Here is a 14,443-nt window from a genome sequence, read left to right as displayed (position 1 = left end):
GGATTCGGCGTCAGGCTTGCAGATACCGCAACACAGACTCGCAAATCATCTGGCGATGACGCTGCTTGATCGCCTCGTCCGACAGATCGATCTGAAAAATCTCGCCGAAGGTGTGACGGTTGGACACTCGGTGGAAACAGAACGAACTGATCAGCAGGTGCACATCCTGTGGTTCGAGACCGGTACGGAACACGCCTTCTTCGGCGCCGCGACGCAGGATCAGGTCCAGGGCGTCGAGGATGCTGCTGTTCATGGCCTTGATCACACTCGATTGCTTGACGTATTCGGCGTTGTGGATGTTCTCGATAGAGACGATGCGCACGAAATCCACATTGCGGTCGTGATGGTCGAAGGTGAACTCCACCAGACGCCGGATCGCGTCGACCGGTGCCAGCTCCGCCAGGTGCAGGCGGCTCTCGGTGCTGCGGATATCACCATAGAGTTTTTCCAGCACCTCGATGTACAACTGCTCCTTGCTGTTGAAGTAGTAGTAGATCATCCGCTTGGACGTGTGGATGCGCTCAGCGATGGCATCGACCCGGGCGCCGGCCAGACCCTGCTGGACAAACTCGACGATGGCTTCCTGAAGAATGTTTTCCCGGGTCTTTTCCGGGTTGTTCTTGCGACTCTTGCGCGGCGCGACGAGAGGCTCGTCGAGAGCGTCGGACAGTTCTGGATTCATAGTCATTGCGGGCTCACGGCCATCACTGCACAGGCTGGCGATTATGGGCTGCACCGTGCAGTGAAGGAAGGCACAGGATTGCCGTTTTACTGCCGCATTTACGATTTCCCTACAACTTGGCGTGCCGCAAGCCACCGCTGCGGGACTTGGCCATGGCCGCCAGCCGCACCGCAACGTTGGCGGCGCCATACCCAGCATAACCGTTCTTGCGCTGGATGATCTCAAAGAAGAATCGCCCTTCGAACGGTTCGGTGTAGACATGAAACAGTTCACCGCCCTGGGCGTCGCGGTCGTACAACACGTTGAAATATGCCAATTCGCTGAGAAACTCGTCGTCGAAATCGAAACGTGCCGCCAGGTCGTCGTAGTAGTTGAGTGGAATATCCAGCAATGGCACACCGGCCTCCTTGGCGCGGCTGACCTGGGCGAAGATGTCATCGCAGTCGAAGGCGATGTGATGCACGCCGGAACCGCGGTAGCTCGACAGCGCGTGAGAGATCGCGGTGTTGCGGTTTTCGGAAATGTTCAGGGGCAAGCGGATCGAACTGCAGCGACTGCGCAAGGCCCGACTTTTCACCAGGCCATAAGGGTCGGGCAACACCACTTCGTCATCGGCTTCGAAATCCAGCAGGCTCTTGTAGAACAGCACCCAACTGTCGAGGCTGTCGGCCGGCAACGCCATCGCCATGTGGTCGATACGCTTGAGCCCGGCCCCGATGACGGCACCCGGTTGCAGATTGAAATCCGTCCCGTAGACGTCCGCCTCCTGGTCCACCAGGTAGATCAGGCTGCCGTCCGGTGCGCGGACCGCCGCCAGTTCCAATTCGTTGGGCCCCACCAGGCCGCGATAGGGTTGCCCTTTGTAATCCACCGCCCGCTTCAGGGCGCTGGCACTGTCTTTTACCCGTATGGCGGTGGCGCACAACGACGGCCCATGGGCTTCGAAGAAGCTGTGGGCAAAGGAGTACGGCTCGCTGTTGAGGATCAGGTTGATATCACCCTGGCGCAGCAGGCTCACATTCTTCGAGCGATGCTGGCCGGCCTTGACGAATCCCAACCGTTCCAGCCAGTGGGACAGCTTGGCCCCGAGGTTATCGTCCACGGCGAATTCGATAAACTCGATGCCGTCGTATTCGCTGGCTGATGGCGGGGCAAACAATGTATCGAGGTTGGTCACCGGCGCGGCTTCCGCGGCCAGGCGCTGGCGGGTCTTCTCCTCCAGGTACAGCAACGAACGCAGGCCATCGGCGGCATTGGCCCGTGGCGGCGCGGCGCGGAAACCGTCGTTGAAGATCTCCAGCGACAGTGGCCCGGTATAGCCGCTCTTGATGATCGGCGCCAGGAAGCCCGGCAGGTCGAATTCGCCCTGCCCCGGGAAACAACGGAAATGCCGGCTCCACTCCAGCACATCCATCGCCAGGATCGGCGCGTCGGCCATCTGCACGAAGAAAATCTTCTCGCCAGGGATCTCGGCGATGGCGCTCGGGTCGCCCTTGAGGGACAAGGTATGGAAGCTGTCGAGCAGGACCCCCAGGCTGGGGTGATCGGCCTGGCGCACAATGTTCCAGACCTGTTGATAAGTATTCACGTGCCGCCCCCAGGCCAGCGCCTCGTAACCGATGCGCAAACCCCGCGCACCGGCCCGTTCGGCCAGCAGCCGCAGGTCATCCACCAGAATCCGCTCATCCCCCAGGCTGTCGGCCGAGGCGTTGCTGCATACCAGCACCAGGTCAGTGCCGAGTTCCTGCATCAGGTCGAATTTGCGCTCGGCGCGTTCCAGGTTGCGTGTCAGGCGATCACGGCGACAACCCTCAAAGTCACGAAACGGCTGGAACAGCGTGATCGCGATGCCCAGGTCAGCACACATCTGCCGGATTTCCCGAGGGCTGCCGTCGTAATAGAGCAGGTCGTTCTCGAAGATTTCCACCCCGTCAAAACCGGCGGCGGCAATGGCTTCGAGTTTTTCAGGCAGAGTACCGCTCAAGGATACGGTGGCAATGGAACGCTGCATGGGTTCGGCTCCCGGGACAGACATCGGCTACAGAAGGTTCGCCGCTTTTGAAAGAGTGAACAGATTATTGAGGCGCCACTGCCTTTCAGCAATTTAATATGTACCATCCAGTTAGTTTTTTGGGCGATTATCGAACAAAATGCCTTGGGGCGAATTGACGACTTTTCGCCCACTGAGCACCATCGCTCCACATTGCTGCCGGCCCGAAGCGCCGACATCAATGGATGAAATACCGATCACCCCATAAGAATTTCAAAAACGGGTACACCCTATGAATCCTTCCCAAAGTTCCTCCTTGACTTCAGGCATGGGCGTCACGACCGGCGGCGTTGGCGACAAGATCCGCGGCGCCCTGGCCGTGGGCAAGACCCGTTGGGGCATGCTCGCACTGGTGTTTTTCGCCACCACGCTGAACTACATCGACCGCGCCGCCCTGGGCGTGATGCAGCCCATCCTGGCCAAGGAAATGAGCTGGACGGCGATGGATTACGCCAACATCAACTTCTGGTTCCAGGTCGGCTATGCGGTCGGCTTCATACTGCAGGGCCGGTTGATCGATCGGATCGGCGTCAAGCGCGTATTCTTCTTCGCCGTGCTGCTCTGGAGCCTGGCGACCGGTGCCCATGGCCTGGCGACTTCCGCGGCGGGCTTCATGGTCTGCCGCTTCATCCTGGGCCTCACCGAAGCCGCCAACTACCCCGCCTGTGTGAAGACCACCCGGCTATGGTTCCCGGCGGGTGAACGGGCGGTGGCCACCGGCATTTTCAACGCCGGGACCAACGTCGGCGCCATGTTTACGCCCATGCTGCTGCCGCTGGTCCTGCAAGTGTGGGGCTGGCAGGCTGCGTTCCTGTGCATGGCGGCCTTGGGCGGGATCTGGTTGTTGTTCTGGGGCTTGAAATACTTCAACCCGGAAGACCACCCCAGCGTCAAGCAGTCGGAACTGGACTACATCCAGCGTGAAAGCGAACCGGACCAAACCCGCGTGCCCTTCTCCCGTATCCTGCGCATGCGCGGTACCTGGGCGTTCGCCCTGGCCTACTCGATCACGGCGCCGGTGTTCTGGTTCTACCTCTACTGGCTGCCACCGTTCCTGAACCAGCAATACAGCCTGGGCATCAACGTGACCCAGATGGGCATCCCACTGATCATCATCTACCTCACCGCCGACTTCGGCAGCGTGGGCGGCGGCATCCTGTCTTCGTTCCTGATCGGTCGCGGGCTGAATCCGATCAAGGCACGGCTGGTCTCCATGTTGCTGTTCGCCTGCTGCATCGTCGGCGTGATCATGGCCGCGGGCGCCAGCAACCTGTGGATGGCGGTGTTCGCCATTTCCCTGGCCATCGGCGCACACCAGGCCTGGACGGCCAACATCTGGAGCCTGGTGATGGACTACACGCCCAAACACATGATGAGCACGGTGTTCGGCTTCGGCGGCATGTGCGCGGCCGTTGGCGGGATGTTCATGACCCAGTTGGTGGGACACATCCTGACGGTGACCCACAACAACTACACCGTGCTGTTCACCCTGATCCCGGCGATGTACTTCATTGCCCTGACCTGGCTGTACTTCATGGCGCCGCGCAAGGTTCCGACGCTGGAAAACTGATTCACGCGGTGAAGCGAGATCCCAGAGAAATCTGTGGGAGCAAAGCTTTGCTCCCACAAGACTCCTTCGCCACAGGTTGTCCGTGTCATCTGCGCCGCTGCTGCCAAGCCGCGGCCAACCCACTGAGACAGATCAGCACAATACCCAGCACCGTGGTCAGCGTCGGCGTGTGGCTGAACAGCAGCCACCCCAGCAGGCCGGCGAACACGATCTGGCAATAGCTGAAGGGTGCCAGCAACGCCGGGGCGGCAACGCGGAAGGCCTGGGTCAGCATCAGGTGCGCCGTCATCCCACAGGCCCCCAGCGCCAGCATCATCGCGCCATGCAACAGGCTCGGCACCTGCCAGAAGAACGGCACCAGTGCACTCATCACCAATGTGTTGCACAGGCCGGCGAAGAAGTTGCTGGTGGTCGGGCTGTCGACTTCGCTGAGCTTGCGCGTGAGCAACTGATAGAAACAGAAGAACAGCGCCGAGCAGAATGGCAACAGCACGGCCGGTGTGAACAGGTCTCCGCCAGGATGGACAATGATCAGCACCCCGATGAAGCCGAAAATCACCGCCACCCATTGACCGCGTGTCACCCGCTCGCCCAGCAGCGGCACCGACAACGCCGTGACCAGCACGGGGGCCAGGAAGTTGACCGCCGTCGCCTCGGCCAACGGGATATACAGCAGCGACGTGGTGAAAAACAGACTCGTGCCCAGCAGGCACAACGCCCGCGCAAACTGCCACAACGGGCGCTTCGTGCGCAGCACCCGCAACCCCGAGCGCGGGAGGAAGATGCCCGCCATCAGCAGGGTATGCACCACATAGCGCGCCCACACCACCATGATGATCGGATAGAAACCCGAGAGGTATTTCGACAAGGCGTCATGGCTGGAAAACAGGAACGTCGCGAAAACAATCAGCAGGATGCCCTTGAAGGCCTGATTGACACCGGAAAGCGGGGTGCTGACGGTCATGGGGTGATCCTGGGTGGTAGGGCCAATATCTGCGAGTGTCAGCTGAACAGCTCCGACGCCTGACTCGCTTGCGACAATTCCTCGGCAAACACCAGCAAGGTCGGGGCCAATTCATGCAACCGCGCCCGCGTCATCCGCGCGCTGGGTCCGGCAACGCTGAGTACGCCGACGATCCGACCGTCCTGCGGATGACGCACCACGGCGGCAATGGCCGAAGTGCCGACCGCCGAGCTCTCCTCGACACAGGCATACCCCTGCTCGCGGGCCGCACGAAGGTATTCGAGCAGTTCATGGGTGCTGTGGGGCGCATTTGGCCCTACGTCGACGGGCACCTGCGCAGCCTGGCGCTCGACCAGCGCCAGCGCCTCGGCGTCGCTCATGCACGCCAGCCAGGCATGGCCCGACGCCGTGTAGAACAGCGGCGTCTCGCGGCCCATGTCCGGGTCGTAGCGCAAACCGGACCGCGCCCCTTGGGACTTGGCGATCCAGGTCTGGCGATCCCCTTCGATGACGCCCAGGCGCACCAGCTCACCGGTTTCCCGGGCCAGACGGTCCAGCACCGGCTGCACGATGTCGGCGCCGCTGCGCGAGAGATAGCGAAACCCCAAGGCGATCAGCCGGGTAGACACGTGATAACGCAGGTTCTCGGCGTTCTGGCGCACGTAGCCCAGGCGCATCAGTTCGGCGAGCAGGCGGTGCGTGGCACTCTTGGGGATCTGCAGTTGTTCGGCCAGCCCTTGAAGTGGCCAGCCGCGAGGTTCGCTGGCGAGAGTTTCCAGCACATCGAAAACCCGTTCAATTTGACTTCCAGCCATGGGCATCCTGATTAAAGCAGTCAATTCCAGAATATGCTGAGTTTAATGCAAATTCTGGAACCGGATACAGTATTCATCCATCGATGAACCAAAACCTGCAACCATTGCCTGAAAGCTTCAGGAAGGGCACGCATCCAGGCCTCAAAAACCACGCTTGCCACTGGCAGCATTCCCACTCAACGGCAACACTGTCCACACGGTCAATCAGAGGACTCCCACATGCTATGGAAAAAAGGTCGCCGCAGTGACAACGTGGTGGACGCCCGTGGCGATGGTGACGGCGGCGGTGGCGGGATGCGCTTTGGCGGCGGCAAGGGGCTGAGCCTGACGGCCATTCTGCTGATCGTCGGCATCGGCTGGATCACCGGCCAGGATCCGATGCAGATCCTCGGACAGTTGGCCGGGCAGATGGATCAGTCCGCACCGCCCTCCTCTCAAACCCGCCAGGCGCCACCGGCCAATGACGAACAGGCCGAGTTCGTTCGTTCGATCCTCGGTGATACCGAAGACACCTGGGGCCAGGTCTTCCAGCAGGCCGGACGCCAATACCAGCAACCCAAGCTGGTGCTGTTCAGCGGTCGGGTCAACTCGGCATGCGGCCTCGCCTCATCGGCCACCGGGCCGTTCTATTGCCCGGCGGATCGGCAGGTCTACCTGGACATGAGCTTCTTCAAGGAGATGTCCCAGCGTTTTTCCGCCGCCGGGGACTTCGCCCAGGCTTATGTCATCGCCCATGAAGTCGGCCACCATGTGCAGACCTTGCTCGGTGTGTCAGCAAAAATCCAGGAGGCTCGCCAGCAAGGCCGGCAGATGGAAGGCGACGGCGGGTTGCTGGTGCGTCAGGAATTGCAGGCCGATTGCCTGGCCGGCGTCTGGGCCAACCATGCGCAGAAGCGCCTGAACTGGCTGGAGCCCGGAGACGTTGAAGAAGCCTTGAACGCCGCCAACGCCATCGGTGACGATCGCTTGCAGCAACAAGGCCAGGGGCGCGTGGTGCCGGACTCCTTTACCCACGGCACTTCGGCGCAACGGGTGCGCTGGTTCAAGGCCGGGTTCGCCCAGGGCCAGGTCAGCCAATGCGACACGTTTGCGGCGAAAAACCTGTAGATGAAATGGGCCGCCTCGATCGTACTGGTGTTATGCAGCCTCTTCGCCCAGGCTGACGAACACGCTGTGAACACGGTGGCGCAGGGGCGACTGCAACTCAAGGGCGGCAGCATGGTTGTCGCGGTGAGCCCGCCCCCGACGTCTATCCAACGTGTGCTGATCATCCTCCATGGGCGGCTGCGCAATGCCGACACCTACCTGCATAGCGCCGAGAAAGCCGCCAGCCAGGCCGGACAACTCGCCACCACGCTGATCATCGCCCCACAGTTTCTCAACGAGCAGGACGTCGCTCGTCATCAACTCCCCAACGACCTGCTGCGCTGGCAAGGCAACGACTGGATGGCAGGTGGCTTATCCACAGGACCGAGTCCGGTCAGTTCCTACCAGGTTCTCGACGACATCGTTGCGCGGGTCAGCGACCGACAGCAGTTTCCCGACGTGAAGGAAATCGTCATCGCCGGTCATTCCGGCGGCGCCCAGGTGGTTCAGCGCTATGCCCTGCTCGCCCATGGGCAGTACCGGATCGCCCCGCGCTTCGTCATCGCCAACCCGTCGTCCTATGCCTACTTCGATGCACAGCGGCCCATGGCTTTCGACCCTGCTGGCTGCCCCGCTTTCAATCGCTGGAAATACGGCCTGCTCAACCTCCCCGCCTATGCCAACGGGCAAACACCTGCCCAACTGGAGGAGAACTACATCAAGCGCGACATCACCTACCTGCTCGGGCAACAGGATGTCGACCCGGAACACCCGGCGCTGGATAAAAGCTGTGAGGCGCAGACCCAAGGGCCGTATCGGTTGCTGCGCGGGCATTTCTTCTTCGACTACCTGACCCGACGTCACCCCGAGGGGCTGAACCAGCGACTGATCGAAGTGCCCGGCGTGGGGCATGATGGGAATGGGATGTTCAATTCAGCTGAGGGGCTGAAGGCCTTGTTCGGGCAGTAAAGGCCTCATCGCGAGCAGGCTCGCTCCCACAGGAAAGCTGTGTCGGTTACAACATCGGCGTTCACAGCAGATCTATTGTGGGAGCGAGCCTGCTCGCGATAGCGATTGACCTGCCGACCTGTCTCTCAAGCCGAAATCATCCGCCGCAACTCACCACAATCCCGGGCATGCCAATCCGTCAACTCCGGCCACGGATTGTCCGGCAGGTTCACCAGCACGGTGCGCGTACCCGCCGCACGGCCGCAGTCCAGGTCGAAGCGGTAATCGCCGACCATGACCATGTCCGCCGGCGCCACGTTCCAGGCCTCGGCCAGCTTCAACAGGCCACCCGGGTGCGGCTTGGGCGGTGCTTCGTCACGCCCCAGCACGTCCTCCACGGCGAAACAATCGGCCAGGCCAATGGCCTCAAGTGTCACATGGGCCAGTTCCCTGGCGTTGCGGGTCAGGATCCCCAGGCGATAGCCACGCCCGGCCAAGTCACGTACCAGCTCGACAGCGCCCGGCGCCGGCCTGGAGCCCAGCGCCAGGTCCCGCTCGTGCTCCAGCAGCCAGGCATGCTTGGCGGCGGCTTCATCCGCCGGCAATGCCGCCAAGTGGGTCAGGATGTCGTCTTCGGCCGGAATCGCCAGGGCCACGCGGATCGCCGCGAAATCATGCACGGCGACGGTCAGCGTGCCATCCATGTCGAACACCCAGTGCCGTACATCCACCAGGCTCATGCCCAGTCCTTGCGATGGCGGATCAGGCCTTCCTGGGTCACCGAGGCCACCAGTTGCCCGGCGCGGTTGAACACGCTGCCACGGGAAAACCCGCGGGAATTGCCGGCCCAAGGGCTGTCCATGGCGTAGAGCAACCAATCGTCGGCACGCAGGTCGGCGTGGAACCACAAGGCGTGGTCGAGGCTGGCGACCTGCATGTCCTTCTGCCAGACGGACTTGCCATGGGGCAGCATCGACGTGGTCAGCAGGCCGAAGTCCGAAGCGTAGGCCAGCAGGTATTTGTGCAACGCCGGCGAATCCGCCAGGGCGCCATCGGCGCGGAACCACACGTATTTGACCGGATCGGCTGGCTGCGGGTTGTAGGGATCTTTTTCCGTGACCGGGCGCACCTCGATCGGCTTGGGGCACAGCAGTTTTTCCCGCATGTGCTCGGGCAACAGGTGCGCCCGCTGCTGGGTCAGCTCCAGTTCGGAAGGCAGGTTTTCCGGGCCGACGACCTGGGGCATGGTGCTCTGATGTTCGAAACCCTGCTCGTCGTACTGGAACGACGCACTGCAGGTGAAAATCGGATGACCTTTCTGGATCGCCGTCACCCGGCGGGTACTGAAGCTGCCGCCGTCACGTACCCGGTCCACCTGGTAGACCACCGGCAACGCCGCGTCGCCCGGACGCAAAAAATAGCCGTGCATCGAATGCACATGGCGCGCCTCTTCCACCGTCTGGCTGGCCGCCGACAGCGACTGGCCCAGCACTTGGCCGCCGAACAACTGGCGGAACCCCAGGTCCTGGCTGCGGCCGCGAAACAGATTTTCTTCGATCGGTTCCAGGGTCAGCAGGTCGACCAGATCTTCCAACACGTGGCTCATTCAGACTTCCTCACACAGCACACCGCGCAGTCTGCGCCGCGACGGTGGATCAATTGTTGCCCATTCTGGCGGGCAGTGTAGACGTCCGTGTCGGTTAACCGTGCAGGGTCTGCAACCACTGCTCCCGGTTGATGCGATAGAGCACATGGTGACGCAATGGATGATCGACCGCGAGTTTTGGATGTTCGAAATCGTCGGCCGGGTCATGATGCATGCCGATCGCCTGCATGACCTTTTGCGACGGCAGGTTATCGGTCGAGGTGAATGCCACCACTTCGTCCAGGCCCAGGCGGTCAAACCCACAGCGCAACGCCGTCCAGGCGGCTTCGCTGGCATAACCCAGGCCCCAGTGCTCCCGGGCCAGGCGCCAGCCGATCTCGACCGCCGGCGTGAAGTGCGCGTCGAACCCCACCACACCCAGCCCGGTAAAACCGATAAACGCACCAGTGTCCTTGCGCTCCAGCGCCCACAAGCCAAAACCATGTTCGGCAAAATGCCCACGCACGCGCCCGATCAGCGCGGCACTTTCAAGGCGGCTCAGGGGGGCCGGGAAATAACGCATCACCTGCGGATCGGCAGACATGGCCGCAAACGCCGGCAAATCTTCGTCGCGCCACTGCCGCATGAGCAATCGCGCACTTTCCAGCTCCAGTATCGGCTCCATCTTTACTCACCTTCCTTGCCCATTGGCCTGTACGGTTAATTTGAGTACACGAATGAGCCACACACGCCACTAGAGTCTACATCGCTGGTAGGATTGGTCATTCAATCACCGCTGAAAACACCATGCCGCTGCCGCTTATCTATCACGAAGACTACAGTCCCGAATTCCCGGCGGAACACCGTTTCCCCATGGACAAATTCCGCCTGCTGCGCGACCACCTGGTGGACAGCGGGCTGACCCGCGACGCGGACCTGTTGCGCCCGTCGCTGTGCCCGCCCGAGATCCTCGCCCTGGCCCACGACCGCGCCTATATCGAACGCTACATGAGCGGCGAGTTGTCCCGCGAAGACCAACGGCGGCTTGGCCTGCCCTGGAGCGAAGCCCTGGCCCGGCGAACGGTACGGGCCGTGGGCGGTTCGCTGCTGGCGGCCGAACAAGCTCTCGAGCACGGGCTGGCCTGTCATCTGGCCGGAGGCACCCACCATGCCCACTACGACCACCCTGCCGGGTTTTGCATTTTCAACGACCTGGCGGTGATCAGCCGCTATTTCCTCGCCAGTGGCCGTGTTTCGCGGGTGCTGATTTTCGACTGCGATGTGCATCAGGGCGACGGTACCGCCCGAATACTCCATGACACCCCGGACGCAGTGACAGTTTCCTTGCACTGCGAAAAGAATTTTCCCGCACGCAAGGCCCAAAGCGACTGGGACATTCCGCTGCCGATGGGCATGGAAGACTCGGCGTACCTGCAAGTGGTGGATGACGCCCTCAACTACCTGTTGCCGCTCTACCAGCCGGACCTGGTGCTCTACGACGCCGGTGTCGATGTGCACAAGGACGACGCCCTCGGTTACCTGAAGCTGACAGACGAAGGGCTTGCCGCCCGGGACGAGAGCGTCATGCGCCATTGTCTCGGGCGCGACATCCCGGTGGTGGGCGTGATCGGCGGCGGCTACAGCAAGGACCGCAGGGCCCTGGCCCGACGCCACGGGATCCTGCATCACAGCGCACAAAAGGTCTGGACGTCATCAGGGTGTCATTGAAACCTGGGTGCTTACCCACAATGCCTGTGGAGCGGCCTGTGGATAACCTGAGCGAAACGGCCTACAGGCTATATCGGGTATAGCTTGCAGAGGGCTGGTTGTTTTTTAACCACATTATCCCCCTGTGGGAGCGAGCCTGCTCGCGATAGCGGTCCACCATCCACATTGATGTCGCTGATCCACCGCAATCGCGAGCAGGCTCGCTCCCACAGGATTTTCGTGCTGATAGAATGCCGCGCTTATTCCCCTCTCTACAGTCCACGCCATGACCTCGACCGCCCCATCCACCACCCCAACCGTCGCCATCATTGGCGGCGGCCCTGCCGGCCTGATGGCGGCCGAGGTGTTGAGCCAGGCCGGCATTCAGGTCGACCTGTACGACAGCATGCCCTCGGTGGGCAGGAAGTTTCTGCTGGCCGGCGTCGGCGGCATGAATATCACCCACTCGGAAGCCTTCCCGGCATTTCTGTCCCGCTACGCCGAACGCGCCGCGCATATCGCCCCGTTGCTACGGGCATTCGGGGCGGATGAGCTGTGCACCTGGATTCACGGGCTGGGCATCGACACCTTTGTCGGCAGTTCCGGACGGGTGTTCCCCACCGACATGAAAGCCGCCCCGCTGCTGCGTGCCTGGCTCAAGCGCCTGCGCGATGCCGGCGTGGCGATTCACACGCGGCATCGCTGGCTCGGCTGGAACCCCGACAACAGCCTGCGAATAGCCAGCCCGGAAGGTGAAAAGACGCTGCAACCCGACGCCACGCTGCTGGCGCTGGGCGGCGGCAGTTGGTCGCGTCTGGGCTCCGACGGCGCCTGGATGCTGGCATTGGAACAGCGCGGTGTCGCCCTCGCGCCGTTGCAACCCAGCAACTGCGGCTTCGACGTGCACGCCTGGAGCGACCTGATGGTCAGCAGGTTCGCCGGCGCTCCGCTGAAAAACATCGCCATCGGCCTGAACGACGACGTCCCCCGTCTTGGCGAGTGCGTGATCACCGCCACCGGTATCGAAGGCAGCCTGATCTATGCCCTGTCGGCACCGATTCGCGAGGCCATCAATCGCCATGGCAGCGCGACGATCCATCTGGACCTGTTGCCGGGCCGGCCTGTGGATAAAGTGCTCCAGGCCTTGAGCAAGCCGCGCGGCTCACGCTCGATGGCCAAGCACCTGCACAGCCAGTTGGGGATCGATGGGATCAAGGCGGCGTTGTTACGCGAACTCACACCGGCCGATGGCTTCGCCGACCCGGCACGCCTGGCCCAGGCCATCAAGGCATTGCCCATCACGCTGGTGAAAACCCGCCCCCTGGACGAAGCCATCAGCAGCGCCGGCGGCGTGATGTTCGAAGCCGTGGATGAACGCCTGATGCTCAAGCAGATACCCGGCGTGTTCTGCGCGGGGGAAATGCTCGACTGGGAAGCACCGACCGGCGGTTATCTGCTGACGGCTTGCTTCGCCAGTGGGCGAGCGGCGGGGTTGGGGATGCTGGAGTTCTTAAGGCAGTGATCATTCCCACGCTCCGCGTGGGAGTGCCTCAACGGACGCTCCGCGTTCGGCTTTTAGGACGCGGAGCGTCCTCGGATGCATTCCCACGCGGAAGATGGAACGCGGAGCGTCCCCGGATGCATTCCCACGCAGAGCGTGGGAACGATCAAGGCTTGCGTTTACGCGGCCCGGTATTGAACACCGGTACTTTGCGCACCGGCTTGACCGAAGGTTCCACCGGTGCCGAGTCCCCGCTGTCCACCCACTTGCCCAGGTTGCGCTTGCCACCACCGCCCGACGTTTTGGGCTTCTTCGGCTTTTTCGGTTTCTTGACCACCTGACCACTGGCGTCGGTATCCGGGACGCGGTGCTCAGGCTCGAAGTCCTGCTCCATCTGACGAGTCAACGTCTGGCGGGTCAACATCTCAATGGCTGACAGCAGGTTCACTTCATCGGCGCACACCAGGGAAATCGCTTGCCCCGTGGCGCCCGCCCGGCCAGTACGGCCGATGCGATGGATATAATCTTCGGCGACGATCGGCAAATCGAAATTCACCACCAGCGGCAGATCTTCGATATCCAACCCACGGGCGGCGACGTCGGTGGCCACCAGGATCTGGACTTCACCGAGCTTGAAACGGTCCAGCGCGCGCTGGCGGGTGGCCTGGGGTTTGTCGCCGTGAATGCCATCGGCGTTGACGCCCAGGCCCTGGAGTTTTTCCACCAACGCATCGACGCCGTTGCGGGTCTTGGCGAACACCAATACCTGCTTCCACTTATTCTTGCGCATCAGATGCACGAACAATTCCGGCTTGCGCTTCTTGTCCACCGTCACCACCCATTGCTTGACGGTGTTGGCGGCGACGTTACGCGGGCTCACTTCGATGCTCAGCGGATCATTGAGCATCTGCCCGGCCAGCAAACGGATGGCGTCGGAAAAGGTCGCCGAGAACAGCAGCGTCTGGCGTTTCTTCGGCAGCGCCTTGTAGATATTCGCCAGTTCCTCGGAGAAGCCCAGGTCAAGCATGCGGTCGGCTTCGTCCAGCACCAGGGTCTGCAACTGGTTGAACTTCAGCGCGTTCTGCCGGAACAGATCGAGCAAGCGCCCCGGCGTGGCAACCAGCAGGTCGACGCCCTTGCGCAGCTTCATCATCTGCGGGTTGATGCTGACGCCACCGTATACGGCGTAAGTGCTCAACGGCAGGTTCTGCGCGTACTGGCGCACGCTTTCATGGACCTGCTCGGCCAGTTCCCGGGTCGGCACCAGGATCAGCGCCCGTACCGAGTTGGCGGCCACTTTCGGCCCTTCGGTGGTCAGCAACTGCAACAGCGGCACGGCGAAACCGGCGGTCTTGCCGGTGCCGGTCTGGGCCGCGGCCATCAGGTCGCGACCGGCCAGCACCGCCGGCATGGCCTGGGCCTGCACCGGGGTCGGGGTCTGGTAGCCGAGCGTCTCGAGGGCGCGCAGCAAGGGTTCGATCAGGCCAAGGGTGGCGAAAGTCATGGAAGTACCGTAGGAAAAAATCAGCGCAGGG

At 62.2% G+C, this 14,443-nt stretch carries 13 protein-coding genes; 5 read left to right on the top strand and 8 right to left on the bottom strand.

Features of this window, described 5'->3' with window-relative positions; translation table 11 throughout:
* Positions 1-10: 10 nt before the first annotated feature.
* Positions 11-688 carry a TetR family transcriptional regulator gene (locus CGA22_RS24185; protein ID WP_041023046.1) on the bottom strand — a complete coding sequence of 226 codons (678 nt, stop codon included), beginning with the start codon at positions 686-688 and terminating at the stop codon, positions 11-13.
* 103 nt (positions 689-791) lie between these two features.
* The gene (gene quiC, locus CGA22_RS24180; RefSeq protein WP_041023047.1) at positions 792-2,693 is read right to left on the bottom strand and encodes a 3-dehydroshikimate dehydratase QuiC; all 1,902 of its coding nucleotides are present in this window, start codon (positions 2,691-2,693) and stop codon (positions 792-794) included.
* A gap of 271 nt (positions 2,694-2,964) precedes the next feature.
* On the opposite strand from quiC, the gene CGA22_RS24175 reads away from it, so the two are divergent.
* Complete coding sequence (locus CGA22_RS24175) at positions 2,965-4,302, top strand: MFS transporter (RefSeq protein ID WP_188258730.1); 1,338 nt, start codon at positions 2,965-2,967, stop codon at positions 4,300-4,302.
* Between the two features lie 85 nt (positions 4,303-4,387).
* Here the strand turns inward: CGA22_RS24175 and CGA22_RS24170 are convergent, their stop codons facing one another.
* Together CGA22_RS24170 and CGA22_RS24165 are read right to left on the bottom strand one after the other, a co-directional pair.
* A complete protein-coding gene (locus tag CGA22_RS24170) occupies positions 4,388-5,266 on the bottom strand; it encodes a DMT family transporter (protein ID WP_041023048.1) in 879 nt (292 codons plus the stop codon).
* 38 nt (positions 5,267-5,304) lie between these two features.
* Entirely contained in the window at positions 5,305-6,081 is a 777-nt protein-coding gene (locus CGA22_RS24165) for an IclR family transcriptional regulator (RefSeq protein ID WP_041023049.1), read from the bottom strand.
* 219 nt (positions 6,082-6,300) lie between these two features.
* Between CGA22_RS24165 and CGA22_RS24160 the strand changes: the two genes are divergently transcribed.
* Both CGA22_RS24160 and CGA22_RS24155 read left to right on the top strand, forming a co-directional pair.
* The gene (locus tag CGA22_RS24160; protein ID WP_041023050.1) at positions 6,301-7,188 is read left to right on the top strand and encodes a neutral zinc metallopeptidase; all 888 of its coding nucleotides are present in this window, start codon (positions 6,301-6,303) and stop codon (positions 7,186-7,188) included.
* Positions 7,189-8,136: an alpha/beta fold hydrolase gene (locus tag CGA22_RS24155; protein WP_041023051.1), complete on the top strand. Its 948-nt coding sequence runs from the start codon at positions 7,189-7,191 to the stop codon at positions 8,134-8,136. It begins immediately after the preceding gene.
* Between the two features lie 125 nt (positions 8,137-8,261).
* Here the strand turns inward: CGA22_RS24155 and CGA22_RS24150 are convergent, their stop codons facing one another.
* The 3 genes from CGA22_RS24150 to CGA22_RS24140 form a co-directional block, all read right to left on the bottom strand.
* Entirely contained in the window at positions 8,262-8,855 is a 594-nt protein-coding gene (locus CGA22_RS24150) for an HAD family hydrolase (protein ID WP_041023052.1), read from the bottom strand.
* Entirely contained in the window at positions 8,852-9,721 is an 870-nt protein-coding gene (gene tesB, locus CGA22_RS24145) for an acyl-CoA thioesterase II (RefSeq protein ID WP_041023053.1), read from the bottom strand. Before tesB ends, CGA22_RS24150 begins: the two co-directional genes overlap by 4 nt.
* Before the next feature lie 94 nt (positions 9,722-9,815).
* Complete coding sequence (locus CGA22_RS24140) at positions 9,816-10,385, bottom strand: GNAT family N-acetyltransferase (protein ID WP_041023054.1); 570 nt, start codon at positions 10,383-10,385, stop codon at positions 9,816-9,818.
* 122 nt (positions 10,386-10,507) lie between these two features.
* On the opposite strand from CGA22_RS24140, the gene CGA22_RS24135 reads away from it, so the two are divergent.
* Together CGA22_RS24135 and CGA22_RS24130 are read left to right on the top strand one after the other, a co-directional pair.
* Positions 10,508-11,428, top strand: a complete 921-nt coding sequence (locus tag CGA22_RS24135) for a histone deacetylase (protein WP_041023055.1) — start codon at positions 10,508-10,510, stop codon at positions 11,426-11,428.
* 265 nt (positions 11,429-11,693) lie between these two features.
* Positions 11,694-12,929, top strand: coding sequence for a TIGR03862 family flavoprotein (locus tag CGA22_RS24130; protein ID WP_041023056.1), 1,236 nt, complete (start codon positions 11,694-11,696; stop codon positions 12,927-12,929).
* Positions 12,930-13,074: 145 nt separating this feature from the next.
* Here CGA22_RS24130 and CGA22_RS24125 read toward each other — a convergent pair whose 3' ends face one another.
* The gene (locus CGA22_RS24125; protein WP_041023057.1) at positions 13,075-14,412 is read right to left on the bottom strand and encodes a DEAD/DEAH box helicase; all 1,338 of its coding nucleotides are present in this window, start codon (positions 14,410-14,412) and stop codon (positions 13,075-13,077) included.
* Positions 14,413-14,443 lie beyond the last annotated feature (31 nt).

The sequence above is a fragment of the Pseudomonas sp. PSB18 genome (genome assembly GCF_014596565.1).
GTDB lineage: Bacteria > Pseudomonadota > Gammaproteobacteria > Pseudomonadales > Pseudomonadaceae > Aquipseudomonas.
Note: the sequence above shows the minus strand (reverse complement) of the source record. Positions and strands in the feature narration are given on the sequence as shown.

Coding starts and splice junctions, on each gene's coding strand:
- CGA22_RS24140 (WP_041023054.1), bottom strand. CDS start 10,385: ATGGAGCCGATACTGGAGCTGGAAAGTGCGCGATTGCTCATGCGGCAG.
- tesB (WP_041023053.1), bottom strand. CDS start 9,721: ATGAGCCACGTGTTGGAAGATCTGGTCGACCTGCTGACCCTGGAACCG.
- CGA22_RS24175 (WP_188258730.1), top strand. CDS start 2,965: ATGAATCCTTCCCAAAGTTCCTCCTTGACTTCAGGCATGGGCGTCACG.
- CGA22_RS24170 (WP_041023048.1), bottom strand. CDS start 5,266: ATGACCGTCAGCACCCCGCTTTCCGGTGTCAATCAGGCCTTCAAGGGC.
- CGA22_RS24165 (WP_041023049.1), bottom strand. CDS start 6,081: ATGGCTGGAAGTCAAATTGAACGGGTTTTCGATGTGCTGGAAACTCTC.
- CGA22_RS24125 (WP_041023057.1), bottom strand. CDS start 14,412: ATGACTTTCGCCACCCTTGGCCTGATCGAACCCTTGCTGCGCGCCCTC.
- CGA22_RS24155 (WP_041023051.1), top strand. CDS start 7,189: ATGAAATGGGCCGCCTCGATCGTACTGGTGTTATGCAGCCTCTTCGCC.
- CGA22_RS24160 (WP_041023050.1), top strand. CDS start 6,301: ATGCTATGGAAAAAAGGTCGCCGCAGTGACAACGTGGTGGACGCCCGT.
- quiC (WP_041023047.1), bottom strand. CDS start 2,693: ATGCAGCGTTCCATTGCCACCGTATCCTTGAGCGGTACTCTGCCTGAA.
- CGA22_RS24150 (WP_041023052.1), bottom strand. CDS start 8,855: ATGAGCCTGGTGGATGTACGGCACTGGGTGTTCGACATGGATGGCACG.
- CGA22_RS24130 (WP_041023056.1), top strand. CDS start 11,694: ATGACCTCGACCGCCCCATCCACCACCCCAACCGTCGCCATCATTGGC.
- CGA22_RS24185 (WP_041023046.1), bottom strand. CDS start 688: ATGACTATGAATCCAGAACTGTCCGACGCTCTCGACGAGCCTCTCGTC.
- CGA22_RS24135 (WP_041023055.1), top strand. CDS start 10,508: ATGCCGCTGCCGCTTATCTATCACGAAGACTACAGTCCCGAATTCCCG.